This is a genomic window from Oceanicella sp. SM1341 (assembly GCF_003448965.1).
GTDB lineage: Bacteria > Pseudomonadota > Alphaproteobacteria > Rhodobacterales > Rhodobacteraceae > Paroceanicella.
Map to the genome: position 1 here is coordinate 375,005 of NZ_QRGC01000002.1, position 25,379 is coordinate 400,383.

At 72.3% G+C, this 25,379-nt stretch carries 19 protein-coding genes; 12 read left to right on the forward strand and 7 right to left on the reverse strand.

Going from position 1 to position 25,379, the window contains the following annotated elements; translation table 11 throughout:
* Window positions 1-14: 14 nt before the first annotated feature.
* The 3 genes from D3P35_RS03655 to D3P35_RS03665 all read right to left on the reverse strand — a co-directional run bounded on the left by D3P35_RS03655 (window position 15) and on the right by D3P35_RS03665 (window position 3,304).
* Complete coding sequence (locus D3P35_RS03655) at window positions 15-845, reverse strand: carbohydrate ABC transporter permease (RefSeq protein WP_118133088.1); 831 nt, start codon at window positions 843-845, stop codon at window positions 15-17.
* Window positions 846-848: 3 nt separating this feature from the next.
* Window positions 849-1,721, reverse strand: a complete 873-nt coding sequence (locus tag D3P35_RS03660; protein ID WP_118133089.1) for a carbohydrate ABC transporter permease — start codon at window positions 1,719-1,721, stop codon at window positions 849-851.
* Between the two features lie 272 nt (window positions 1,722-1,993).
* Entirely contained in the window at window positions 1,994-3,304 is a 1,311-nt protein-coding gene (locus tag D3P35_RS03665) for a sugar ABC transporter substrate-binding protein (RefSeq protein WP_232830358.1), read from the reverse strand.
* A gap of 253 nt (window positions 3,305-3,557) precedes the next feature.
* On the opposite strand from D3P35_RS03665, the gene D3P35_RS03670 reads away from it, so the two are divergent.
* The 3 genes from D3P35_RS03670 to hemN all read left to right on the forward strand — a co-directional run bounded on the left by D3P35_RS03670 (window position 3,558) and on the right by hemN (window position 10,939).
* Window positions 3,558-5,207, forward strand: a complete 1,650-nt coding sequence (locus D3P35_RS03670; RefSeq protein ID WP_118133090.1) for an NAD(P)/FAD-dependent oxidoreductase — start codon at window positions 3,558-3,560, stop codon at window positions 5,205-5,207.
* 151 nt (window positions 5,208-5,358) lie between these two features.
* Window positions 5,359-8,775, forward strand: coding sequence for an EAL domain-containing protein (locus D3P35_RS03675; protein WP_118133091.1), 3,417 nt, complete (start codon window positions 5,359-5,361; stop codon window positions 8,773-8,775).
* 808 nt (window positions 8,776-9,583) lie between these two features.
* Window positions 9,584-10,939 (forward strand): oxygen-independent coproporphyrinogen III oxidase, encoded by a 1,356-nt coding sequence (gene hemN / locus D3P35_RS03680; protein WP_118133092.1) that lies wholly within the window; start codon window positions 9,584-9,586, stop codon window positions 10,937-10,939.
* A gap of 760 nt (window positions 10,940-11,699) precedes the next feature.
* Here the strand turns inward: hemN and rlmN are convergent.
* Window positions 11,700-12,875 (reverse strand): 23S rRNA (adenine(2503)-C(2))-methyltransferase RlmN, encoded by a 1,176-nt coding sequence (rlmN, locus tag D3P35_RS03685; protein WP_118133093.1) that lies wholly within the window; start codon window positions 12,873-12,875, stop codon window positions 11,700-11,702.
* A 315-nt stretch (window positions 12,876-13,190) separates the two neighbouring features.
* On the opposite strand from rlmN, the gene D3P35_RS03690 reads away from it, so the two are divergent.
* A complete protein-coding gene (locus D3P35_RS03690) occupies window positions 13,191-13,895 on the forward strand; it encodes a YafY family protein (protein WP_118133094.1) in 705 nt (234 codons plus the stop codon).
* Between the two features lie 153 nt (window positions 13,896-14,048).
* On the opposite strand, the gene D3P35_RS03695 is transcribed toward D3P35_RS03690, so the two are convergent.
* Window positions 14,049-14,576 carry an invasion associated locus B family protein gene (locus D3P35_RS03695; RefSeq protein WP_232830369.1) on the reverse strand — a complete coding sequence of 176 codons (528 nt, stop codon included), beginning with the start codon at window positions 14,574-14,576 and terminating at the stop codon, window positions 14,049-14,051.
* Window positions 14,577-14,872: 296 nt separating this feature from the next.
* On the opposite strand from D3P35_RS03695, the gene D3P35_RS03700 reads away from it, so the two are divergent.
* The 3 genes from D3P35_RS03700 (at window position 14,873) to leuC (ending at window position 18,645) form a co-directional block, all read left to right on the forward strand.
* Complete coding sequence (locus D3P35_RS03700; protein WP_118133096.1) at window positions 14,873-15,889, forward strand: asparaginase; 1,017 nt, start codon at window positions 14,873-14,875, stop codon at window positions 15,887-15,889.
* A 96-nt stretch (window positions 15,890-15,985) separates the two neighbouring features.
* Window positions 15,986-16,978: a PHB depolymerase family esterase gene (locus tag D3P35_RS03705; protein ID WP_232830359.1), complete on the forward strand. Its 993-nt coding sequence runs from the start codon at window positions 15,986-15,988 to the stop codon at window positions 16,976-16,978.
* Between the two features lie 245 nt (window positions 16,979-17,223).
* Window positions 17,224-18,645, forward strand: coding sequence for a 3-isopropylmalate dehydratase large subunit (gene leuC / locus D3P35_RS03710; RefSeq protein ID WP_118133097.1), 1,422 nt, complete (start codon window positions 17,224-17,226; stop codon window positions 18,643-18,645).
* A gap of 216 nt (window positions 18,646-18,861) precedes the next feature.
* Here leuC and D3P35_RS03715 read toward each other — a convergent pair whose 3' ends face one another.
* A complete protein-coding gene (locus D3P35_RS03715) occupies window positions 18,862-20,070 on the reverse strand; it encodes an MFS transporter (RefSeq protein ID WP_118133098.1) in 1,209 nt (402 codons plus the stop codon).
* 92 nt (window positions 20,071-20,162) lie between these two features.
* Here D3P35_RS03715 and leuD point away from each other — a divergent pair, with 92 nt between their 5' ends.
* The 5 genes from leuD (at window position 20,163) to D3P35_RS03740 (ending at window position 24,770) form a co-directional block, all read left to right on the forward strand.
* On the forward strand, window positions 20,163-20,768 hold the full coding sequence (leuD, locus tag D3P35_RS03720; RefSeq protein WP_118133099.1) for a 3-isopropylmalate dehydratase small subunit: 606 nt from the start codon (window positions 20,163-20,165) through the stop codon (window positions 20,766-20,768).
* Between the two features lie 203 nt (window positions 20,769-20,971).
* Window positions 20,972-22,057 (forward strand): endonuclease/exonuclease/phosphatase family protein, encoded by a 1,086-nt coding sequence (locus tag D3P35_RS03725; protein ID WP_232830360.1) that lies wholly within the window; start codon window positions 20,972-20,974, stop codon window positions 22,055-22,057.
* An 84-nt stretch (window positions 22,058-22,141) separates the two neighbouring features.
* Window positions 22,142-23,248: a 3-isopropylmalate dehydrogenase gene (leuB, locus tag D3P35_RS03730; protein WP_118133101.1), complete on the forward strand. Its 1,107-nt coding sequence runs from the start codon at window positions 22,142-22,144 to the stop codon at window positions 23,246-23,248.
* A complete protein-coding gene (locus D3P35_RS03735) occupies window positions 23,245-23,721 on the forward strand; it encodes a GNAT family N-acetyltransferase (protein WP_118133102.1) in 477 nt (158 codons plus the stop codon). Before leuB ends, D3P35_RS03735 begins: the two co-directional genes overlap by 4 nt.
* Window positions 23,722-24,002: 281 nt before the next feature.
* Window positions 24,003-24,770: a DUF2167 domain-containing protein gene (locus D3P35_RS03740; protein WP_157982021.1), complete on the forward strand. Its 768-nt coding sequence runs from the start codon at window positions 24,003-24,005 to the stop codon at window positions 24,768-24,770.
* A 196-nt stretch (window positions 24,771-24,966) separates the two neighbouring features.
* On the opposite strand, the gene D3P35_RS03750 is transcribed toward D3P35_RS03740, so the two are convergent.
* Window positions 24,967-25,332 (reverse strand): hypothetical protein, encoded by a 366-nt coding sequence (locus D3P35_RS03750; RefSeq protein WP_118133159.1) that lies wholly within the window; start codon window positions 25,330-25,332, stop codon window positions 24,967-24,969.
* Window positions 25,333-25,379: the final 47 nt, after the last annotated feature.

Here is a 25,379-nt window from a genome sequence, read left to right on the forward strand (position 1 = left end):
CCTGTCCCTTGTTGTTATTTGACCGCGCCGAAGGTCAGGCCGCGCACGAGTTGTTTCTGGCTGAACCAGCCCATCACCAGGATGGGCGCGATGGCGAGCATGGAGGCCGCCGAGAGCTTGGACCAGAACAGGCCCTCCGGGCTCGAGTACTGGGCGATCATCGCCGTGAGCGGGGCGGCGTTGTTGGTGGTGAGCAGCACCGTCCAGAACGCCTCGTTCCAGGCGAGGATGATGTTCAGCAGCAGGGTGGAGGCGATGCCCGGCACCGCCATGGGGGCGAGCACGTAGATGATCTCCTTGCCCAGGGTGGCGCCGTCCATCCGCGCGGCCTCCAGGATCTCGCCGGGGATCTCCTTGAAGTAGGTGAACAGCATCCACACGATGATCGGCAGGTTCATCAGCATCAGCACGATGACCAGCCCGGTGCGGGTGTCCATCAGCCCGGTGTCGCGGAAGATCAGCGTGATCGGCACCAGCACGCCCACCGCCGGCAGCATCTTGGTGGAGAGCATCCACATCAGGATGTCCTTGGTGCGCTTGGTGGGGGTGAAGGCCATCGACCAGGCGGCCGGGATGGCCACCAGCAGCCCCAGCGCCGTGGAGCCCAGCGAGATCACCACCGAGTTGATCGCGTGGCGGAAATAGTCCGAGCGGTCGTTCACGGTGAGGTAGTTCTCCAGCGTCCAGTCGAAGAACAGGAAGCTGGGCGGGGTGGCGATGGCCTCGCCCTCGGTCTTGAAGCTGGTGAGGAAGGTCCAGAGGATCGGGAAGAACAGCGTGAGCCCGATCGCCCAGCCGATCACGGTGAACACCAGCTTGCGGTTGGTGGTGACGGTGCGCGCCATCGCTCAGGCCTCCAGGTTCTTGCCGATCATCCGGATGAGGAAGATCGCGACGATATTGGCGAGGATGATGGCGATGACACCGCCGGCGGAGGCCGCGCCCGCGTCGTAGAACAAGAGCGCCTGCATGTAGATCAGGTAGGTGAGGTTGGTGCTCTCGGTGCCCGGGCCGCCGTTCGTGGTCACGAAGATCTCGGCGAAGACGGAGAGCAGGAAGATCGTCTCGATCAGCACCACCACGGTGAGCGCGCGCGCGAGATGCGGCAGGGTGATGTGCCAGAAGATCGAGAAGATGCCGGCGCCGTCCATCTCGGCGGCTTCCTTCTGGTCCTGGTCGAGGGACTGCAGCGCGGTGAGGATGATCAGCGTGGCGAAGGGCAGCCAGGCCCAGGACACGATGATGGTGACGGAGAGGAGCGGCACCTCGGCCAGCCAGTCCACCGGCTGGGCGCCGAAGGCGCGCGCGACCCAGGCGAAGAGCCCGTTCACCGGGTGCATCAGCATGTTCTTCCACACCAGCGCCGAGACGGTGGGCATCACGAAGAACGGCGCGATGACGAGCAGCCGCACGATGCCCTGCCCGAAGAACGGCTGGTCGAGCAGGATGGCGAGGAAGGTGCCGCCCACCACGGTGATCAGCAGCGTGCCGCCCACCAGCAGCAGCGTGTTGATCAGCGAGGCCCAGAAGGCGGGATCTTCCACGAAGAACTGGTAGTTGAGAAAGCCGATCCACTCCTCGGTGCCCGGCATCAGCAGGTTGTAGCGCAGGAACGAGAAGTAGAGGGTCATGGCCAGCGGCACGATCATCCAGCACAGCAGCAGGATGACCGATGGCGTGAGCATGAGCCGTGCCGATGAGCGCGTGTGTAAAGTGGCCATTGCCTGTCCTCCCCGGGGGTCTCTGCCGTGCGTGTGCGCGCGCGCGCCCCGTGATCTTTCGCGTGTGATCTTGTCCCCGCCGGTGGCACCGGGCCCCTCTGGCCAGGGGGGCCGGATGTCGCTTCGCGGGCTGCCCCGGGGGCCTCTCTGCCCCGGGAAGGGAGCCCCCGGGCAGACCCGGGACAGCCGCGAAGCTCTGGGCGCGGAGCCCATCCGTTGCCCGCCCCCGCGGGGGGGCGGGCGAGGAGCCGCCCCGGCCGGGGCGGCGCCGCTTACTTGATGTAGCCGCCCTTCATCATCTCACGCTGGGTGAGCATCTGGGAGGTCTGCAGCGCCTGGTCGACCGAGACCGAGCCGGCGAGCGCCGCGGAGAACTGCTGGCCCACCGCGGTGCCGATGCCCTGGAACTCCGGGATGGCGACGAACTGCACGCCCACGTAGGGAACCGGGTCGACGGCGGGGTTCGTCGGGTCGGCCGCGTTGATGCTCTCGAGCGTCATTTCCGCGAAGGGCGCCGCTTCCTGGTATTCCGGGTTCTCGTAGAGCGACTTGCGGGTGCCCGGCGGCACGTTGGCCCAGCCCTCCTCGGAGGCGACGAGCTCGGCGTAGTCCTTCGAGGTGGCCCAGGCGATGAACTTCTGCGCGGCCTCGGTCTTGGCGGAGCCGGCGGGGATGCCGAGGTTCCAGGCCCAGAGCCAGTTGGAGCGCTTGCCCAGGCCCTTGTCGGGCGCGAGCGCGAAGCCGACCTTGTCGGCCACCTGGCTCTCGTCGGGGTTGGTCACGAAGGAGGCGGCCACGGTGGCGTCGATCCACATGCCGCACTTGCCGGTCTGGAACAGCGCGAGGTTCTCGTTGAACCCGTTCGAGGAGGCGCCCGGGGGGCCGTAGTTCTGCATCAGGTCGACGTAGTCGGTGAGGGTGGCCTTCCAGGCCTCGCCATCGAACTGCGGGTTCCACTCCTCGTCGAACCAGCGCGCGCCGTAGCTGTTGGCCATGGCGGAGAGGAAGGCCATGTTCTCGCCCCAGCCGGCCTTGCCGCGCAGGCAGATGCCGTAGACCTCGTTCTCCTTGTCGGTCATCGCCTCGGCGGCCTGCTTGATGAAGTCCCAGGTGGGGGCGTCGGGCATCTCGAGGCCCGCCTCCTCCATCAGGTCGGTGCGGTACATCACCATCGAGCTCTCGCCGTAGAAGGGCGCTGCGTAGAGTTCGCCGTCGGTGGTGAGGCCGTCGCGGATGGCGGGCAGCAGGTCGTCGACGTCGTAGCTGTCGTCGAACTCGAGCGGCACCAGCCAGCCCTGCTTCGACCAGATCGGAACCTCGTAGGTGCCGATGGTCATGATGTCGTACTGGCCGCCCTTGGTGGCGATGTCGGTGGTGACCTTCTGGCGGAGAACGTTCTCCTCCATCGTCACCCATTCCACGTCGATGTCGGGATTGGCCTCGGTGAATGCGCCGGTGAGCTTCTGCATCCGGATCATGTCGCCGTTGTTCACCGTGGCGATGGTCAGCGTCTCGGCGCCGGCCAGCGCGGTAGAGGCGAGAAGGGCCCCGAATGCGAGCCCGATTGTTTTGGAATGCGTCACGTTTTTTCCTCCCAGAAGGCATTCTTCGCGCCTCTGTTTATATTACTCATTCTGATTGAGTAAATACCCTGAGTCAATCTTCGCGGCATTTTTGAACGGCGAGTCAGCATCCCGCCGGGGCCCTCCTCCCGCCCCCCCCGTGCGCGGCGCCACCGGGGAGGCATCGCGATGACGTCGGGGCACCCTCGGGGTGACAGGCCGGGGCGGCGGCGGTACCAATGCGGGGTTTCCTCACGGCTTTCAGGAGCATGGCATGACCGAGGCGCTCACGATGTTCGGCCCGGACTTCCCCTTCGCCTACGACGACTGGCTTGCCCATCCCGCCGGGCTGGGGCGCATCCCGGCCGCGCGGCAGGGCGCGCGGGTGGCCATCGTGGGGGCGGGGATCTCCGGCATGGTGGCGGGCTACGAGCTGATGCGGCTCGGCCTGTGCCCGGTGCTCTACGAATCGGGCGAGATCGGCGGGCGGCTGCGCTCGCGCCCCTTCGAGGGCGCCGACGGCGTGGTGGCCGAGCTCGGCGGCATGCGCTTTCCCGCCTCCTCCGCCGGGTTCTGGCATTACGCGGGCCTCGCGGGGGTGGGCTCGAAGCCGTTCCCGAACCCGCTCACCCCCGCCGCCGGCTCCACCGTGATCGACCTCGAGGGCGAGACCTTCTACGCCGAGACCCTGGCCGACCTGCCGCCGATCTTCCGCGAGGTGGCCGCCGCCTATGACGCGGCGCTGGAGGAGGGCGCCCGCCTCTCCGACCTGCAGACCGCCATCCGCATGCGCGACGCGCCCCGGGTGGCGGAGATCTGGGCCCCCATCGTGCGCGCCTGGGACGAGCGGACCTTCTACGATTTCATCGCCTCCTCGCGGGCCTTCCAGGCGCTGAGCTTCCGCCACCGCGAGCTGTTCGGCCAGGTGGGCTTCGGCACCGGCGGCTGGGACAGCGACTTCCCCAACTCGATGCTCGAGATCCTGCGCGTGGCCGTCACCGCGCAGGACGAGAACCAGCGGCTGGTGGTGGGCGGGGTGGAGCAGGTGCCACAGCGCCTGTGGCGCCACGCGCCCGAACGCGTCGCGCACTGGCCGGAGGGCACCACCCTCGCCGCGCTCAACGGCGGCGCCACGCGCCCCGGTGTGACCCGCATCGCGCGCGACGGCGAACGCATCGCCGTGACCGACCGCTGGGGCCGCACCGAGAGCTTCGACGCCGTGATCGCCACCTGCCAGAGCTGGCTGCTCACCACCGCCATCGAGACCGAGGAGAGCCTGTTCGACCACAAGCTGTGGATGGCCCTCGACCGGACCCGCTACATGCAGAGCTCGAAGACCTTCGTGATGGTCGACCGCCCGTTCTGGACCGACCGCGACCCCGCCACCGGCCGGCAGGTGATGTCGATGACGCTGACCGACCGGCTCACCCGCGGCACCTATCTCTTCGACAACGGGCCGGGCAGGCCGGGGGTGATCTGCCTCACCTATTCCTGGATGTCGGACGCGCTGAAGATGCTGCCGCTCAGCGTCGACCGCCGGGTGGAGCTGGCGCTGGGCGCGCTGGCGAAGATCTACCCCGGGGTCGACATCGCCTCCCACATCCTGGGCGACCCGATCACCGTGAGCTGGGAGAGCGACCCCAACTTCCTCGGCGCCTTCAAGGGCGCGCTGCCCGGGCACTACCGCTACAACCACCGCATGTTCCGCCACTTCATGCAGGACGCCCTGCCGCCGGAGCAGCGCGGCCTGTTCCTGTGCGGCGATGACGTGAGCTGGACGCCGGGCTGGGTGGAAGGCGCGGTGCAGACGGCGCTGAACGCGGTCTGGGGGGTGATGCACCGGATGGGCGGCGCCTGCGCCCCGGAAAACCCCGGGCCGGGCGACCTCTGGCCCGAGCGCGCGCCGGTGCGCCTCACCGGCTGAAGCCGCCCCGCGGGGCGGCCGGGCGGGGCGCGACCTTCGCTGCCCGTCCGGCGGGCGAAAGGCGATTTGCACCACGGGCGCGCGCGGCCTAGTGTGGTTAACGTGCCCGGGTCGAGGGGTGGCCGGCGACACGACTGGGAAAGTTGGATACATGGACGATTCCTCCCGCGACCGGGTGACCGGGGCAGGCGGCTCCGCTCTCGGCTCCGCACTGCGCGAAGCCCCTCTGGTGCTCGTGGCGGCCGTGCTCGCCGGGATGGCGAACCTCTGGCTGTGCAGCGTCTCGGCGCCCGCGCCCTGGTTGCTGACCGGTCTTGCCGTGGCGCTGCTCTGCGCGCGGCCGGAGCGCGACCTGCGGCCGCTCCTGCCGGCTGCGCTGGTCGGGCTCGGGCTTGCCTCGCTCGGGGCCGAGGCGCTGTTCGGCCTGCCCGCCGGGCCCGGGCTGTTGCGGCTGGCCGAGCTGGCCGTCGCGGTGGCGCTGCTGCGTGCCGATGGCCTGCTGGGCCCCGCGCGCGACAAGGCGGTGGCGGCGCTGCGGCTGCTGGCCGGGCAGCTCCTGCTGGTGCCGGCGCTCTCGGCGGCGGCCTTCGGCCTCGCCGCCTCGGCCTGGCCGGAGCGCTTCGCCGGGATCTCGCCCGAGGGCTGGTGGGCCGGCGGGCTCGCCGGGCTGGTGATGCTGATGCCGCTGGGGCTGGGCTATCGCTACCGGCACACGCGGCAGCTGCGCGCGCGGCGCTGGCTGGCCTGGTCGGCGGTGCTGGCGCTGGTGTCCGGCGGGCTGGCGGCGGCGGCGCTGCTGGCCTTTCCCTTTCCCTTCGTGGTCATCGCGCTGCCGATGATCTTCGCGGCCCTGTGCTGCGGGCCGCTGCGCACCGCCATCTGCTGCAGCGTGGCGGTGGCGGTGATCGCGGTGCTGGCGCTGCCGGGCCTGCGCGAGACGGCGACGCCCTGGGGCTTCGCGATGCAGGTCGTCGCGGTGTCGCTGGCCACGGTGCCGCCCTTCCTGCTGTCGCTCCTGCGCGAGGACCTCGCCGAGAAGCAGGCGGGCATCCGGCGCAGCGACGACATCTTCCGCCGGGCCATGGAGCATTCGGCGATCGGCATGGCCATCGTCGCGCCCGATGGCCGTTTCCTGCGCACCAACGAGGCGCTGCGCCGCATGCTGGGCTATGGCGAGGCGGAGTTCTCCACCCTCACCTTTGCCGAGATCACCCACCCCGACGACCTCACCCGCGACCTGGAGCTGCTCGAGGAACTGGTGCGCGGCGAGCGCGAGACCTACCGCTACGAGAAGCGCTACCGCCACCGCGAGGGACACCATGTCTGGGGGCAGCTCGCGGTGAGCCTGGTGCGCCGCGACAGCGGCGAGGTGGACTATTTCATCGGCCAGATCCTGAGCATCGACGAGCGCAAGCGCGCCGAGGCCGAGCTGCGCGCCGCCCACGAGCGGCTCGATCTGGCGGTGAGCGCCGCCGAGGTGGGCATCTGGGAGCACGACATCGAGAGCGGCCGCACCCTGTGGGACCGGCGGATGTACGCGCTCTACGGCGCCGCGCCGGACGCCTTCGTGCTGGAGCGCGGCACCTGGGTCCGGCTGGTCCACCCGGAGGACGCGCCCCATGCCCAGGAGCAGCTGCAGCAGGCCATCGCCTCGCGCGGGAAGCTCGACATGACCGTGCGCGTGCGCCGCCCCGACAGCCGGCCGGGCGAGGAGCACTGGCGCATCATGCGCACCCAGGGCCATTTCGTGGCCGGCGGCCCGGACGGGCGGGACCGCATGCTCGGCACCCACTGGGACATCACCGAGGACGTGGAGATGACCGAGGCGCTGTTCGAGGAGAAGGAGCGCCTGCGCATCACCCTCACCTCGATCGGCGACGCGGTGGTGAGCACCGATGCCGAGGGCAACGTGACCTTCCTCAACCCCGTCGCCACCCGGCTGATGGGCTATGCGCTGGAGGAGGTGGAGGGCAAGCCGCTGTCGCAGATCTTCCACCTGGTGGAGGAGGACACGCTCGACCCCATTCCCAGCCCGGTGGAGGCCTGCCTGCGCACCGGCATGCCCCAGGGCCTGCCGGAGAACACCCTGCTGGTGAGCCGCTCGGGCGACCACATCCCCATCACCGACAGCGCCGCCCCGGTGCGCACCGCCGACGGCACGGTGGTGGGCGCGGTGCTGGTGTTCCAGGACACCACCCACACCCGGGCCCTGCAGCGCGAGCTCGCCTACCGCGCCCGGCGCGACCCGCTGACCGGGCTGCTCAACCGCTTTTCCTTCGAGGAGGCGCTGGAGGCCACCCATGCCCAGCTCGCTCGGGACGGCCGGCCCTTCGCGCTGTGCTACATCGACCTCGACCGCTTCAAGATCGTGAACGACACCGCCGGCCACCAGGCGGGCGACCAGCTGCTGCGCGACGTGGCGAAGCTGATGGCCTCCAGCCTGCGGGTGCAGGACCGGCTGGCGCGCATCGGCGGCGACGAGTTCGCCATCATCCTGCCGGAGGTCAGCCGCACCACCCTCGAGGCGGTGTGCCGCCGCATCCTCGAGGCGGTGCGCGACTTCCGCTTCACCTGGGAGGGGGAGAGCTACGCCGTGAGCGCGAGCATCGGTGCCGCGATGATCTCCGACGCGGCCGTGACTCCGCAGGAGACCGTGCAGCAGGCCGATGTCGCCTGCTACGCGGCCAAGTCCTCCGGGCGCGACCGGCTGAGCATCTACGACGAGGTCACCGGCGAGGCCGGCCGGCGGCACCGCGAGATCCAGGTCGCCTCCGGCATCCGCGAGGCGATCGAGCAGGACCGGCTGCTGCTGCATGCCCAGGAGATCGTGCCGCTGCAGCCCGGCACGCCTCCGGGCAGCCGCTTTCTCGAGGTGCTCGTGCGCCTGCGCGACCGCGAGGGGCGCATGCACCTGCCGGCGGCCTTCGTGCCGGCGGCCGAGCGCTACGACCTGATGGGCAACGTGGACCGCTGGGTGATCAGCCGGGTGCTGCGCGGCCATGCCGGCGAGATCGGGGCGCTGCCCGGCGGCTGGGTGGCGGTGAACCTCTCGGCCAATTCGCTCAACGACCCGGGCTTGAGCGATTTCCTGCACCGCGAGCTGGAGGCCTCCGGCCTGCCGCCGGCGCGGCTCTGCCTCGAGATCACCGAGACGGCGCTGATCAGCAACGTGACCGAGGCGCGCGGCTTCCTCGAGGCGATGCGGGCGCTGGGCGTGCGGCTCGCGCTTGACGATTTCGGCTCCGGGCTCAGCTCCTTTTCCTACCTGCGGCAGTTCCCGGTGGACTACGTGAAGATCGACGGGGCCTTCGTGCGCAACATCGCCAGCTCGAAGCTCGACCGGCGGGTGGTGGAATCGATCAACGACATCAGCCACGCGATCGGCGCCCAGACCATCGCCGAGTTCGTCGGCTCCGACGAGGTGGCCGACATGCTGGCGGCCTTCGGCGTGGACTACGGCCAGGGCCACCACATCTGCCGGCCACGCCCGCTCGCCGAGGCCCTCGCGCAGCCGGTCGCCTGGCCCGCCGCCCGGACCCCGGAGGCTGCCGAACCCCTCTCCGACTGAGCGCACCGCCCGCGCGGGGAACGCCCGCCTCGCCGAGGGGGCCTCCGGCCCCCGCAGCTCGGCGGGCGTCGCGAAGGCCCCGAGGGGCCTCCGCCGCGGCGGCACCCGGTCACACGGGCAACTCCGGGCGGAGACGCTCGACCCTTCCGCCCGGGCGCCCGGCCAGGGCCGCGCCCGACCCTCCCGGCGGGAGAGCTCCATGGCCATGCCCCGCGCCGCTCGGCCGGGGCTCCTTGCTCCCGGCAAGGATCGCCCGGGCGGGCCGATGCGCCGACCGGGCCCGGGCGCTTCCCTCGGGGGGTGCTTGCCGGAGGCCCATCCCGCAGGCCGCTCCCGGCTCCGCTCGCCGCGCGAAAGCCGGCCCGCAGGGAGCGCGGGGCGGGGCGGACCAGCCTGGCTCGCCCCCGGCGCGTGAGGGCGGGAAAGGCGCGCCTGCCGGTCCGGCAGGCGTGCACGCCGGTGCCGTTCAGCGCTCTGAGTTCGCGGGGGGGAAACGACCGGCCGGGCGGATCGCGGGGCGCCTCGCATCGCCCCCCGGTGGCCGGGCAACGCATGGCCCCTCGCTTCCACGCCCTGCGGGCCGGCGGCGCCCCGGTTCCCGCGCCGCCCGGGGCTGCTCTTCCCGATGGCGGTCCGCCCGGCGCTCTCCCGCACCTCTCCGCCCGGCCGGACAGGCGACCGTCGGTCGCCTGTCACGCGCGTCGAGCTGCGGGGGCGCGAGCCCCCTCGGCGAGAGGCGCGTTTCCCCCCGGGCAGGCGTTTGATCCGGATCAAGGCGCGGGCGTCCGATCGGCGCGAGAACCGACCCATGAACCAGGTCCTTGCCAGATACGCCACCGAGCGGGCCCCGCGCTACACGAGCTACCCCACCGCGCCGCAGTTCACCCCGCAGGTGGACGGCGCGGTCATGGCCGGCTGGCTCTCCGAGCTCGACCCGCAGGCCGAGCTCTCGCTCTACCTGCATGTGCCGTTCTGCCGGCAGGTCTGCTGGTACTGCGCCTGCAACATGAAGCTCGCCGCCCGGCCCGAGCCGGTGCTCGCCTATGCCCGGACACTGAAACGCGAGATCGGCCGACTGGCCGATCTGCTGCCGGCACGGATGAAGGTGAGCCACCTGCACTGGGGCGGCGGCACGCCCACGGCGATGCCCCTCCCGGCGCTGGCGGAGATTACCGAGCTGCTGCATGCGCGCTTCGACATCGCGCCCGGCGCCGAGATCGCCTTCGAGCTCGACCCCCGCACCACCACGCGCGAGACGGTCCGCGCGCTGGCCGGGCTCGGCGCCACCCGCGCCTCGCTCGGCGTGCAGGAATTCGACCCCGTGGTGCAGGCAGCCGTGAACCGGGTGCAGCCCTTCGAACAGGTGCGCGACGTCGTGGAGGAACTGCGCGCCTGCGGCGTGGGCGCGCTGAGCTTCGACCTGATCTACGGCCTGCCGCACCAGTCCCTCGCCACCATCGGGGAAACGATGGCGCGCACCGCCGCGCTCGCCCCCGGCCGGGTGGCGCTCTTCGGCTACGCCCACGTGCCCTGGATGGCGCGCAACCAGCGCATGCTGCCCGAGGCGGCGCTGCCGGATGCCGCGGCGCGGGTGGCACAGGCCTCGCTCGCCGCCGACCTGCTGGAGCGCCACGGCTACGAGCGCGTCGGCCTCGACCATTTCGCCCTGCCGGGTGACAGCATGGCCGTCGCCGCCCGCGAGGGCCGCCTGCGCCGCAACTTCCAGGGCTACACGGTCGACGGCGCCGACGCGCTGATCGGCCTCGGCGCGAGCTCGATCAGCGCCCTGCCACAGGGCTATGCCCAGAACATCGGCGAGACCCGGGCCTGGACCCGCGGCGTCGAAACCGGCCTGCCTCCGGTCGCGAAAGGTGTCGCGACCAGCCCCGAGGACCGGTTGCGCGCCGCCGTCATCGAGCGCCTGATGTGCGACCTCGCCGTCACGCCGGCCGCGCTCGCGCAGGCGCATGGCTTCCCCGCCACCCATTTCGCGCCCGAGATGGCCCGGCTTGAATCCCTTGCGGCCGACGGCCTGGTGATGCTCTCGCCCGAGGGCCGGATCACCATCCCCCCGGCCTTCCGCGCCGCAATGCGCCTCGTCGCGGCGGTCTTCGACCAGTACCTGCCCGAGGCAGGCGCCCTGCGCCACGCCGCGGCAGTCTGACATCGGGGCCCGGCGGGGGCTGCCTCCCCGCGCCCTGCGCCGGCATCCGCTGCCACGGATGCCGGCTCCGTCTTCCGCCCCGACCGGCGTGGCCGGGCCGCAACCCGCAGACAGTGCGCGCGCAGGCTTCCGCGCCATGCAGGGCACGCAAGCCGCCCGGCCGGCACAGGTGGCGCAACCGGGTCGTGCCGGCCGACGAGCCGGAGCAGCAAGGGTTGAGCCCGCCATCTGGTCCGGTGGCCCGCGGGTGGCGCTGCGGCCGGGGGCGCAGCTCCCGGCCCGGCCCAACGGCGCGGAAGCCTGCCGCAGGCAGGCGACCAGAGCGGGCGGGAGGCCCCCGTCCCGTCACCACGCCCCCGCTCCGCGCCCCGGCCAGGGCTGCCTCTTTCATCGAGTAGGGCTCCCCTGCCGAAGCCCCGCGGAGCCGACGCGTTCCGCCTTGCAGCCCTCCGCCCACCCGGATGACATGCCGGCTGGCGGGAGCGTTTCAGAGAGGAGTGGGGGGAGTGCGGGCATGACCGCCCGCGGATCGGCGCATCCGCGCGAACGGGGCGCGATGATCCGTGAAGCGGTTTCGTTGACGAACCTCAGCCCGGTGCGGTGCTCCGGTCGCGGGTCTCGCCCCTCGAGCCGGAGCCCGCGGCGCGAAGGCCGTCGTGGGCGGAGATACCGGCCTTGCGCGCCGCCGGCACCCCGGGGGGGGGAGGGCGGCGCTTGCGAGGGCTTCCGGAGCGCGCGACAGGCCTCCGCCGGCCCGCCCTCAGGCGATGCCGGCTTCGGCGGCGATCTCGGCGCGGCTCTTGCGGCTGCGCTCGGTGGCGGACTTGAGCTGGCCGCAGGCGGCCATGATGTCCTGCCCGCGCGGCGTGCGCACCGGCGAGGCGTAGCCGGCCTTGTTCACGATCTCGGCGAAGGCCTCGATGCGCGCCCAGTCCGAGCGCTCGTAGGGCGAGCCGGGCCAGGGGTTGAACGGGATCAGGTTGATCTTCGCCGGAATGCCGGCGATGAGCCGCACCAGCCGGCGCGCGTCGGCGTCGCTGTCGTTCACGTCCTTGAGCATCACGTATTCGAAGGTGATGCGCTCGGCGTTCGACAGGCGCGGGTAGTCGCGGCAGGCCTTCAGCAGCGCCTCGATGTTCCAGCGCTTGTTGATCGGCACCAGCCTGTCGCGCGTCGCGTTCTCGGTGGCGTGGAAGGAGATGGCGAGCATGCAGCCGATCTCGGCGCCCGCGCGGGCGATCTCGGGCACCACGCCGGAGGTGGAGAGGGTGATGCGCCGGCGCGACAGCGAGATGCCCTCGCCGTCCATCGCGATCTTCATCGCGTCGCGCACCGCCTCGAAATTGTAGAGCGGCTCGCCCATGCCCATCAGCACGATGTTGGAGAGCAGGCGCTTCTCCGGCTGGCGGCCGTCGGAGCCGGGCCATTCGCCCAGGTCGTCGCGCGCCACGAGGATCTGGCCCACGATCTCGCCGGCGGTGAGGTTGCGCACCAGCTTCTGGGTGCCGGTGTGGCAGAAGGAGCAGGTCAGCGTGCAGCCCACCTGCGAGGAGATGCACAGCGTGCCGCGGTCCTCCTCGGGGATGTAGACCGCCTCCACCTCGTGCCCGCCCTCGATGCGCAGCAGGTATTTCCGCGTGCCGTCGGTGGAGACCTGCCGGGTGACGATCTCGGGCCGGGCGATGCGGTAGCGCTCCGCGAGCTCGGCGCGGAAGGCCTTGGAGAGGTTGGTCATCTCCGAGAAGTCCTTCACCCCGCGCTGGTAGAGCCAGGACCAGACCTGGCCCAGGCGCATCTTCACCTGCTTCTCCGGCGTGCCGGCGGCGACGAGCGCCTCGGCCAGCGCCTCGCGGGTCATGCCCACGAGGTTGGGCAGCCCGGTCTGGCGACGGGGCAGGGCGATGATATCGGGCGTGATCGGGGCGGCTGCACTCATGGCGATGTCCTGATCCGGGTCTGAAGGGGTGGCACGCGGTGCGCCCCATGGCCTGCGGGCGCGCGAAAGCGGGTACATAGCACCGCGCAGGGCAAAAGGCCAGTGGGGGCGCGCCGGCGGGTTTCGCCGCTCTTCCCGCCCCGCCTCCGCCCAGGGACCCAGCCGGAGCCGCATCATCACCGCGTGATCGTACCATGACATGGCCTGCCTCCCGAAATGCGCTTCGGGCACAGCAGAGCGCATCCCTGCTGACAGCCGTGTGTCAGCAGGGGGTGCTATGCTGTCAGCTCCGGCACCGGGGGGAAGAGGGGCGCGATGCACCGCACGACGAGGCTTTTCGAGATCATCCAGATCCTGCGCGCCTCCTGCGCGCCGCTTACCGCCCGGGCGCTGGCCGAGGCGCTGGAGGTCTCGCCGCGCACCATCTACCGCGACATCGCCGCCCTGCAGGCGATGCGCACGCCCATCGAGGGCGAGGCGGGCCTGGGCTACGTGATGCGCCGCGGCTACGACCTGCCGCCGCTCAACTTCGACGCGGAGGAGCTGGAAGCGCTGCGCGTCGGCCTCTCGATGCTCGCGCGCACCGGCGACAGCGCGCTGCAGCGCGCCGCCCTGCGCGTGCAGGAGAAGGTCGACGGGCTCGGCGCCCCGGCCGACTGGCTGCAGGTGGCGCCCTGGGGCGCGCCGCAGGACGACCCCGCCCGCGGCTGCGTGGCCATCGCCTCTCTGCGCAGGGCCATTCGCGAGGAGCGCAAGCTCAAGCTCACCTACGTGAGCGCCAGTGGCGAGGAGACGGTGCGTGTCATCCGCCCGGTGGCGCTGATCTACCACCTCGAATGCGTGATGGTGGCCGGCTGGTGCGAGCTGCGCGGCGGCTTCCGCCACTTCCGCTCCGACCGCATCCACGGCTGCCTCGCGCTCGATGCCCGCTTCACGGGCCAGGGCGCCACCCTGCGCTGCCTGTGGCAGGAGCAGCAGGACCGCGAGGCGGCGGAGCCCGCCGGTCCCGGGCCCGCCTGAGCGGGGGGGCGTCGCCCGGCATCGGGCGCTGCTGCTGTCAGGGGGGGGTGATTCGCCCCGGCGCGGGGCCGGGGGCAGCTGCCCGCGCCGGAAAGCGCGGGCCGGTCGTCCGGCGCCCCGGGGCGGAGCGCGCCGGGGGTCAGCCGGCCGGGCTCAGCGGCAGAGGTCCTGCGCCGCGTCGAGCGCCGCGGTGAAGCCCTTCAGCGAGAAGGTGTCCACCGTGGTGGTGCCGCGCTGCGAGACGCCGGTGAGCACGGCCACCGCGCCGCGGCGCATGGAGCCGACCACCTGGTCGTCCTCGGAGGGCGAGGACATCCAGCCCCATTCGCCGTCGGTGAACAGCTCGTAGCTGCCCGAGCCGATGCGCACGCTCACCTTGCTGTCCTTGCGCAGCGGGTAGCCGGCGGTGAAGCTGACCTCGTTCTTCACGTTGTCGCCCGGGCGCACGGAGACCATGAGCAGGATGTCGCCACGGCTGACGGAGCTGGTGACATCGCGGCCGCCGCGCTCGGCCTTCCAGCCGGTGGGGGCGGAGACGATCCAGCATTCCTTCGCGTTGTCGGCCTTGAAGACGCTCCAGTCCGCCTTCGCGTCGACACGGGTTTCCGCCGCGGCCTCCGCCATCGTGGCGCCGAGCGCCCCGGCAACCAGCACCGACGCGCCGATCATTCTCCAGTCCATCACTTTCATCTGCTACTCCGCCTCTTTCCGTTTCTCGCCTCGGCCGGTTTCCGTCGTGCGGCGGACACGCGGCGCTCCGCGGTCCGGCCGGACATGCCGACGCGGCGGGGCAGGGGCCCCACCCGGCTCTGTTATGATCTGCGCGCGCAATGTACCGAAAAACCATGCCCGAGCGCTACCCCCGTTTGGAACACGGGATCGGGAGCGGCGCGTGGCCCGCCGCCCGCGCGCGGAATTTGCCTTTTCGCGGGATTGAGCGCAGATGATGCCCGTCCGGAACAGGAGAGCGCACCGCCATGACCGAAGCCGCAGCACTCGTCGAGATCACCCGTGGGCCCTTCGTGGAGGGCGTCCACCGCGGCCATGCCGTGGTGTGCGACGCAAGGGGCGGCGTGCGCGCCGCCTGGGGAGACCCGGAGCGCATCACCCTGCCGCGCTCCTCGGTGAAGATCCTGCAGGCGCTGCCGCTGGTGGAGAGCGGCGCGGCCGAGGCGGCGGGGCTGGGCTCCGAGCAGCTCGCCCTCGCCTGCGCCTCGCACAACGGCGCGGCGATGCACACCGAGCGCGTGGCGGCCTGGCTCGACGGGCTCGGCCTCGCCGAGGCCGACCTGCGCTGCGGCGCCCAGATGCCCGATGACGGCCCGGCCCGCCAGGCCCTGCGCGCCGCCGGTCAGGGGCCCTGCCAGCTGCACAACAACTGCTCGGGCAAGCACGCGGGCTTCCTCACCCTCAACCGCCACCTCGGCGCGGGGTCCGAGTATGTCGACCCCGCCCACCCGGTGCAGCGCGCCGTGCTCGAGGCCTACGAGGGCATGACCGGCGAAACCTCGCCCGGCTTCGGCATCGACGGCTGCTCGGCGCCCAACTTCGCCGCCAGCCTGCGCGGCATCGCCACCGCGATGGCCCGCATCGCCGGCGCGGAGAGCGTGCTCGAGGGCTCGCGCCGCGCCGCCGCCATCCGCCTGCGCGAGGCGATGGCCCTGCACCCCCTGCTGATCGCGGGCGAGGGCCGGCCCTGCTCGGAGATCGTCGCCACCCTGGGCGGCGGCGCGGTGGTCAAGACCGGGGCGGAGGGCGTGTTCATCGCCATCCTGCCGCAACAGGGCCTCGGCCTCGCCCTCAAGATCGAGGACGGCGCCACCCGCGCCTCGGAATGCGCGCTCGCCGCGCTGCTGGTGCGCCTCGGCGTGGCCGACCCCGGCCACCCGATGATCGAGAAGCGCCTCAACCCCCACCAGCTCAACCGCGCCGCCCGGGTGACCGGCGAGATCCGCCCCGCCGCGGGCTTCTACGAGGGCGGCGCGCCGCTCTGAGGCCCGCGCCGACGGCGGCTCGCGAAATCGCGGGGTGACAGGCGCGGGCCGCCCGGGTCAGGATCGGCGGGCACACCCCGGGGGGAGATCCAGCCCATGCGAGACGACCGACCGACGCCGCCGCGCCGCGCCCGCCAGCCGCGTGCGCCAGGGCCCCGCGCCCGCGGCCCCTTCGCCCTCCGTCCCGGCACGCGGGGCCAGCGCCGGGTGATCCGGGCGCTGCGCCTCCTGCGCATGTTGCTGCGGGGCTTCGGGGCGGCGGTGCTGCTCGCCATCGCCCTCGCCGCGCCGCAGGCCGGCCGGCTCGCCGCGCAGGACTGCGCCGGGGCCGAGGCCTGCAGCCTGCCCGGCGGCACCTATTTCGCCGAGGCGCCGCCGGATGGCGTGGCCCGCGGGGCAGTGATGTTCCTGCACGGCTACGGCGGCTCGGGCGCCGGCGAGATCGGCAACCGCGCCATGGTGGAGGCGGTGACGGCGCAGGGCTATGCCTTCGTCGCGCCCGACGGCATGCCGCGGCCCGGCGGCGGGCAGGGCAATTCGTGGAACGCGCAGGCAGATCCCGCGGGGCGCGACGACATCGCCTTCCTCGACGCGGTGGCGCAGGATGCCGCCGCCCGCTTCGGCTTCCCGCGCGAGCGGGTGCTGGCGGCGGGCTTCTCGGGGGGCGCGATGATGGTCTGGCGGCTGGCCTGCGACCGGCCGGAGCGTTTTGCCGCCTATGCCCCGGTGGCGGGCCTGCTGTGGCGGCCGCTGCCCGGGCGCTGCGCCGGGCCGGTACGGCTGCTCCACACCCATGGCTGGGCCGACCCGGTGGTGCCGCTGGAGGGCCGGGCGGTGGCCGGCGGCGCGCTGGTGCAGGGCGATCTCTTCGCCGGGCTCGCGCTGCTGCGCCGCGCCTCGGGCTGCACCGCCGATGCGCCGGACCGCGAGGGTTACACCGATGAGGGCGGCTTCCTCGGCCGGCGCTGGAGCGCTTGTGCCCCCGGTGCCGCGCTGGAATTGCTGCTGCACGGAGGCGGCCACGCGGTGCCCGCCGGCTGGGCGCCGCGGGCGCTCGCATGGTTCGGGAAACAAACGCCCGCCGAATAGGCCGTCTTGCGCAATTTTCAGGCAGGGATTACATAGGCGACCATGAGTCACGTTGGGAACATCTCCGATCATTCCCGGCTTCCCTGGAGGTTCCACGGGGAGCGGCTTTCGGTATCCGCCGGAGGCTGAGGCTTCCCGCGTGGCGCGCCCCCGCGCCCGACCGGCGCGGCCCCCGCGCCCAGCCGTCGCCAGGGTCGTCCCGACCCGCACGTGACCTTCGCCAGACCATCCGGGAGAAAACCCCCATGACCGCCGACAAGACCAGCGCCCCGCGGACCCTCTATGACAAGATCTGGGACGATCACCTCGTCCATGAGGCGGAGGACGGGACCTGTCTCCTCTACATCGACCGGCACCTCGTGCACGAGGTCACCAGCCCGCAGGCCTTCGAGGGGCTGCGCATGACCGGCCGCAAGGTGCGCCGGCCCGAGGCGACCGTGGCCGTGCCCGACCACAACGTGCCCACCGACGAGGCCCGCGTCCACGAGATCGTGAACGAGGAGAGCCGCATCCAGGTGGAGACGCTGAAGGCGAATGCCGAGGCGGCCGGCATCGAGTATTACGGCGTCGACGACGTGCGCCAGGGCATCGTGCACATCATCGGCCCCGAGCAGGGCTGGACCCAGCCGGGCATGACCATCGTCTGCGGTGACAGCCACACCGCCACCCACGGCGCCTTCGGCGCGCTGGCGCATGGCATCGGCACCTCGGAGGTCGAGCATGTGCTCGCCACCCAGACGCTGATCCAGAAGAAGTCGAAGAACATGAAGGTGGAGGTGAACGGCGTGCTGCCGCTGGGCGTCACCGCCAAGGACATCACCCTGTCGATCATCGGCGAGACCGGCACCGCCGGCGGCACCGGCTACGTGATCGAGTATTGCGGCGACGCGATCCGCGGCCTCTCCATGGAGGGCCGGATGACCGTGTGCAACATGGCCATCGAGGGCGGCGCGCGCGCCGGCCTGATCGCGCCCGACGAGAAGACCTTCGACTACGTGATGGGCCGCCCCAAGGCGCCGAAGGGCGCTGCCTGGGAGGCCGCGGTGGCCTACTGGAAGACGCTCTTCACCGACGAGGGCGCGCATTTCGACAAGGTGGTCACGCTCGACGCGGCGAAGATCGCCCCGGTCGTCACCTGGGGCACCAGCCCGGAGGACGTGCTGCCGATCACCGCGCTCGTGCCCGCGCCGGGCGATTTCAAGGGCGGCAAGCAGGCCGCCGCGGCCCGCTCGCTCGAGTACATGGGCCTGAAGCCCGGCATGCGCCTGCAGGACGTGGAGATCGACACCGTCTTCATCGGCTCCTGCACCAACGGCCGCATCGAGGACCTGCGCGAGGTGGCGAAGGTGATGGAAGGCCGCCGGGTGAAGGACGGCATCCGCGCGATGATCGTGCCCGGCTCCGGCCTCGTGCGCGCCCAGGCCGAGGAGGAGGGCATCGCCCAGAAGCTGGTCGAGGCCGGATTCGAGTGGCGCATGGCCGGCTGCTCGATGTGCCTCGGCATGAACCCCGATCAGCTGAAGGCCGGCGAGCGCTGCGCCTCCACCTCGAACCGCAACTTCGAGGGCCGGCAGGGCAAGGGCGGGCGCACGCACCTGCTCTCGCCCGCCATGGCCGCCGCCGCTGCCGTGACCGGCCGGCTGACGGACGTGCGCGAGCTGGTCTGAAGCCCCCCGGGGCGGGCCCGCGCGGGCCTGCCCCACCCCGACGAGAGGTGACAGCGGATGATGGGCCCGGCCCCAGACAGCCTGCGCTCCGGCGCCCCGGACCTGCTCCGGGGCCTCGCGGGGCTGCGCGCGCCGTCCGGAGCGGGGCGCCTGTGGCCGGAGGCCCCGGGTCAGGCCCGGGGCGCCGGTCGCGCGGGACGGCGCGACCGCCTTCCTTCAGCCGGCGCGGCCGCTCAGCGCGAGGCGCGCGAACACGGCGGAAATGCCGAAGCACCACAGGCCCAGCACCACGCTCTGGCCCGGAAAGGCGATGCCGGCGTCGATCAGCACGCCGGTGATGCCCGGCCCGATCGCGGTGGAAAACACCATCGCGGTGGAGGCGATGGCCCGCACCGCGCCGAGGTGGCGGGTGCCGTAGAGCACCGGCAGGTAGGCGCCCCAGAGCGCGTTCTGCGTGCCTTGCGTGACCGCGAGCAGCGCCAGGGTGGCAAACCAGGTCCAGAGCCCGTCGTCGAGCCCCAGCGTGACCGCGCCCAGCCCCATGGGCAGCAGGAACAGCGGCAGCATGCGCGGCGCGCCCACCCGGTCGACCACCGCGCCGCCGACGAGGCCCGCCACCAGCGTCACGCCGGCGTAGAGCGGGTAGGCGGGCGCGAGCCAGGACATCTCCCAGCCCTTCACCGCCGCGATATGCACCTGGTGGAAGAACACCACCGTGCCGATGAAGCCGGGCGTGAGGATGCCGGGCAGCAGCAGCCAGAACAGCCGGTGGCGCAGCACCTCCCCGCGGCTCCAGTGCCGGCCGTCGAGGCCGGGCACGTCCTCGCTCGCGGCCGCGTCGCCCTGCGGCCGGCGCCTCTGCGACAGCATCCAGCCCAGCAGCGGCGCGAAGCCGAGGGCGAGCACCAGCGCCACCCCGCCCCAGACCGTGCGCCAGCTCAGGCCCGCGAGCAGCGCGATCACCAAGGGCGGCAGCAGCATCTCGGCCAGCGCGTAGCCCAGGCTCGCGATGGAGATCGCCCGGCCCCGGTGCGCGCGGAACCAGCGCGCCATGGTGGTGACCGCGATATGCGTCATCATCCCCTGGCCGCAGAAGCGCAGCCCGAAGATCAGCACCGCCAGGAGCCACACCGAATTGCCGAAGGCCATGCCGGCGGCCACGGCGGCAAAGACCAGCAGAACCCCCGGGGCGAGCCGCCCCGGCGCGATGTCATCGGCCATGCGCCCCTGCCGGAACAGCAGCGCGGCCGAGGCCAGGGTGGCGGCGGCGTAGAGCCCGCCCCACTGACCGTCCGAAAGCCCGTAGGTGGCCTTTATCTCGCCCGCGAAGAGCGCGATGAACCAGGTCTGCCCGAAGGCCGAGGCGAAGGTGAGAAGGAGCCCCGCGCCCAGCCAGCGCAGGTTGCCCCGAAGAAACGTGATCATGGCCCCAGCCTTAGGGCGTTCCCCGGGCGCTGGCCAGCCCCCTTCGCGCCGCCCGCCGGGGCCGCGCCCGCACTCTCAGAAGGAGATATCTGATGGAGAAGTTCACCACCCTCACCGGGGTCGCGGCGCCGATGCCGCAGATCAACATCGACACCGACATGATCATCCCCAAGCAGTTCCTCAAGACCATCAAGCGCTCGGGGCTGGGCAAGAACCTGTTCGACGAGATGCGCTACCTCGACGACGGCTCGGAAAACCCCGATTTCGTGCTCAACCAGCCCGCCTACCGCGCCGCGAAGATCCTCGTCGCCGGTGAGAACTTCGGCTGCGGCTCCTCGCGGGAGCACGCGCCCTGGGCGCTGCTCGACTTCGGCATCCGCTGCGTGGTCGCCCCCAGCTTCGCCGACATCTTCTTCAACAACTGCTTCAAGAACGGCATCCTGCCCATCGTGCTGCCGCAGGAGCAGGTGGACCTGCTGATGGACGACGCCGGCCGCGGCGCCAACGCGATCGTCTCGATCAACCTCGAGGAGCAGACCATCACCGGCCCGGACGGCGGCAAGATCTCCTTCGAGGTCGACCAGTTCCGCAAGCACTGCCTGCTCAACGGGCTCGACGACATCGGCCTGACCATGGAGCGCGGCGATGCCATCGACGCCTTCGAGGCCGAAACCCACGCCGCGCGCCCCTGGCTCTGAGCCCGCCGGGCGGCGCCCGCGCCGCCCCCCGCGCCATGCCCGGCCCTCTCGCGCGCATAGCCCGCCTCGCGGCGACACGGCCTGCCCCCCGCCGGGCGGGCGGGCCGGCCCTCGCCGGGGCGCTGGCCTGCGCGGCCCTGCTGCTCGCTCCCGGGCCGGCAGCCGCCGAGCCGCCGCCGCCGCCCGCGCCGGGCAGCCTCCGCGTGGCGGTCTACAACGTGGCGCTCTACCGCCGCGGTGCCGGCCTGCTCTGGGCCGATCTCGAGCGGGTGCGCGCCGGCCGGCGCGACGCGCAGATCGACGCGCTGCGCGAGGTGATCCCCCGGCTGAACGCCGATATCCTCGTGCTGCTGGAGTTCGACCACGACCCGGAGGGCCACGCGCTCGAGGCGTTCGTGCGCCTGCTGGCCGAGCCGCCTGCGCCCGACGCCCCCGCCATCGCCTACCCGCACCGCTTCGACGGCCCGGTGAACACCGGCCAGCCCTCGGGCCTCGACCTCGACGGCGACGGCGAGACCGGCGGGCGCGCCGATGCCTACGGCTACGGCGCCTTTCCCGGCCAGTACGGCATGGCGGTGCTGAGCCGTTTCGCCCTCGGCCCCGCGCGGAGCTTCCGCGAGCTGCGCTGGCGCGCGCTGCCCGGCCACCACCTGCCGCTGCGCGAGGACGGCACGCCCTTCCCCTCGGAGGCGGCGCAGGCGGCACTGCGCCTCTCCTCCAAGGCGCATTGGGTGCTGCCGGTGGCGCTGCCCGGCGGCGACACGGCGGAGCTGCTGATCAGCCATCCCTCGCCCCCGGTGTTCGACGACGCGCATGACCTCAACGGCCGCCGCAACGCCGACGAGATCCGCTTCTGGCGCCTCTGGCTCGACGGCACGCCCTTCGAGGATGACACGGGGCAGAGCGTCTCCCGCGGCCCCGCGCCGGTGATCATCGCCGGAGACCTCAACGCCGATCCGTTCGACGGCGAGGGCGCGCATGAGGAGATCGCCGCCCTCCTCGCCCACCCCGCCCTGCAGGACCCCGCGCCGGAAGGCCCGGGTGGCGCCGCACAGGCGGGGGAGGGGGCCAACGCCACCCACCGCGGCCCGCCCGCCCGCGACACCGCCGATTTCCGCGACACGCCGGCCCCGGGCAACCTGCGGGTGGACTACCTGCTGCCCGACGCGCGCTTCACCGTCACCGCCAGCGGCGTGTGGTGGCCGGCGGAGGGGGCGGAGGCAGCCCTCCTTGCCGCCGCCTCCGACCACCGCCCGGTCTGGGTCGACCTGAAGCCGCCCGCGCCCTGATGCCGGCCGCCCCCCGGGCTTGACCGGGCCGGCCCCCGCCTCTACCCCAGTTCCAAAACCCGATAACACCGAGGAAGACACGACATGCCCACTCCCTCCCTGCTCATCCTGCCCGGCGACGGCATCGGCCCCGAAGTGATGGCGGAGGTGCGCCGGATCATCGACTGGTACGGCGCGAAGCGCGGCCTCGCCTTCGACGTGACCGAGGACCTGGTGGGCGGCTGCGCCTATGACGCGCATGGCACCCCCCTCACCGACGCCACGATGGCGAAGGCCCAGGAGGTGGACGCGGTGCTGCTCGGCGCCGTGGGCGGCCCGAAATACGACGACCTCGACTTCTCGGTGAAGCCCGAGCGCGGCCTCCTGCGCCTGCGCAAGGAGATGGACCTCTACGCCAACCTGCGCCCGGCCCAGTGCTTCGACGCGCTGGCCGATTTCTCCTCGCTCAAGCGCGAGGTGGTCTCGGGCCTCGACATCCTGATCCTGCGCGAGCTCACCTCGGGCATCTACTTCGGCGAGCCGCGCGGCATCATCAGGGAAGGCAACGAGCGCGTGGGCATCAACACCCAGCGCTACACCGAGAGCGAGATCGCCCGCATCGCCCGCTCGGCCTTCGAGCTGGCGCGCAAGCGCTCCAACAAGGTCTGCTCGATGGAGAAGGCCAACGTGATGGAATCCGGCATCCTCTGGCGCCAGGTGGTGAGCGAGATCCACCAGGCCGAGTACCCGGACGTGGAACTGAGCCACATGTATGCCGACGCCGGCGCCATGCAGCTCTCGCGCTGGCCCAAGCAGTTCGACGTGATCGTGACCGACAACCTGTTCGGCGACCTGCTGTCCGACCTCGCGGCGATGCTCACCGGCTCGCTCGGCATGCTGCCCTCGGCCTCGCTCGGCGCGCCGATGGCCAATGGCCGGCCGAAGGCGCTCTACGAGCCGGTGCACGGCTCCGCCCCGGACATCGCCGGCCTGGAGAAGGCCAACCCGATCGCCTGCATCCTCTCCTTCGCCATGGCGCTGCGCTATTCCTTCGACCAGGGCGAGGAGGCCGAGCGGCTGGAGAAGGCCGTGGAGGCCGTGCTCGCCAAGGGCTACCGCACCCCCGACCTGATGGCCGCGGAGGGTGGCACGCAGGTCACCACGAAGGGCATGGGCGACGCGATCCTCGCGGCGCTCGACGAGAGCCTGTGAGCGCGGAGCTCCTTCACCCCGGTGACGCGGAGGCGGCCGATCTCGGCCGTCTCCTCGACGAGGTAAACGCCCATTACCGCATCGCCCCCCTCTCGGGGGCGGCGCGGCGCGGGCAGGTGGCGCGCATGCTCTCGGGCGGGCATGTCGAGATCCTGATGGCGCGGGATGCGCAGGGCCCGGTGGGGCTCGCCGTCTACACCTTCCTCGACCCCGCGGGGGCGGAGGGGCCGGCGCTCTACATGAAGGAACTCTACGTCTCGCCCCGCGCGCGGCGCACCGGCCTCGGCCGCCGCCTCATGGGCCGGCTCGCCGCCATCGCCACCGAGCGCGGCTGCGCGCGGATGGACTGGACCACCGAGCGCTGGAACGAGGGTGCCCTGCGCTTCTACGAGGCCCTGGGCGCCGAAGTGCAGGAGCAGAAGGTGTACTTCCGCCTGTTCGCAGACCGTTTCGCCGGGCTCGCCGGCGACTGAAGTCTGCTGACCGCATGCCGTGGCCGTGTGCCGCCCGGCAGGGACGGGCGAAGGCTGCCGGCCGCGTCCGGGAGGCAGGGCCGAACATGCTCGATCCCGCAGGCCCGCTGCGGCTCCGGGCGCCCCGGGCTCGTCGGAGGCATGCCGGGCGGTGACGCTCCCGGCGCCACCCGCCGGGGCCTCGGGGTGTAACGCTGTCGCGCCCGCCTCCTCCTTTGGCGAGGTTGACGCGGGCGCGCCCGGCCGCGAAGTTAATGGGCCACAGGCACCGGAGGTCCGCCATGTCACTCTTCTACCGGGGCGCCGCGCCCGGCGGGCCCGGACCGCTGGCGCGTCCCGCCAGCGTCACCAGGCTCTTCCCCCATGCCGAGGCGCAGGACGCCGACCTGCGCGCGCTCAACGCCGATCTCACCCTCTGGCAGGGCACGGTGATCCTGCCGGGTGATTTCGCGCGCATCGACGTGCCGCCGGGCCAGTATTTCCTCGACGGGCCGGACACCGACCGGCTGAACGAGCTGGTGCAGGGCATGGTCTGGGACCACACGCTGGGCAGCCTCTCGCCGCTGAGCTACCCGCCGGCCTTCTCCGGCGGCTGGAACCTCGATCTGAGCTGGCTGGAGCGTGGCCACGTGGCGCTCGACGGGCCCGCCCCCGATCCGGAGGCCCTGCTGGCCGCGCGCCATGCCCGCATCGCCGCCGAGGCCCCGATGCGCGCCGCGGAGGGCGAGCCGGAGCAGCGCCTGCTGGGCTGGGCACTGCCGCCCCGGCTGGACAGGGCGCGCCGGGTGCTCACCTGGGCGACCGAGAGCCTCTGGGCCGACGAGGACGCCCCGGTGTTGAGCCTCAACCTGCACTGGTTCGGGCGCAGCGGCCATGTCTCGGGCATCGTGATCGCCGGGATGGACCACCTGCCCGAGATCGAGGCCGCGCTGCCCGCCTTCCTCGACATGCTGCATTTCGCCGAGGGCTGCCGGCACGAGGATTTCGACCCGGAGACGGACGCTGTGTTCGAGCCGGGCCTGGCCGGGCTGGTGGGCGCGCAGGACTGACTTCGCCGCTCCCCGAACGGGTTTGCCCGCGTGATCGCGCGGGGATCATCACCGCTGCCCGCTGCCCGCTGCCCGCTGCCCGCTGCCCGCTGCCCGCTGCCCGCTGCCCGCTGCCCGCTGCCCGCTGCCCGGGCTTCCGGTGAGCGCCGGATGCGGCCGCGTGCCGGCCCGGGCTGGCGCCTCGCGGCCGCCGCGCTCAGGGCAGCCGCAGCACGAAGCTCCGCGGCGACCAGCCGCTTTGCAGGTCGCGGGCATGGATCAGCACCTCGCGCACGCCCTCCGGGATGGCGACGCGGGGCAGGGAGCGGGTGAAGGGCTGCTCGTCCACGTGCGGGTGCAGCAGCTTGCGGGTGCCGAGCACGGTGCCGTCGCGCAGCCGCACCTCCCAGGCGTCGGCGTAATGGTCCCAGCCGGTGTCGTCATGGCGCAGGGTGACGTCGATGCGCCAGCCCTGCGGCCCGGGGGTGGCGCGTGCGTCGACGATCTCCACCTCCGTCGCGCCTGCCGGCAGGGCCAGGAGGGCGGCGAGGGGGATTGCGGCGAGGGCCGGCCATTTCCACATGTGCACCATAATATCGCAGGCGTGCCGGATTGGCATTCACAATATGT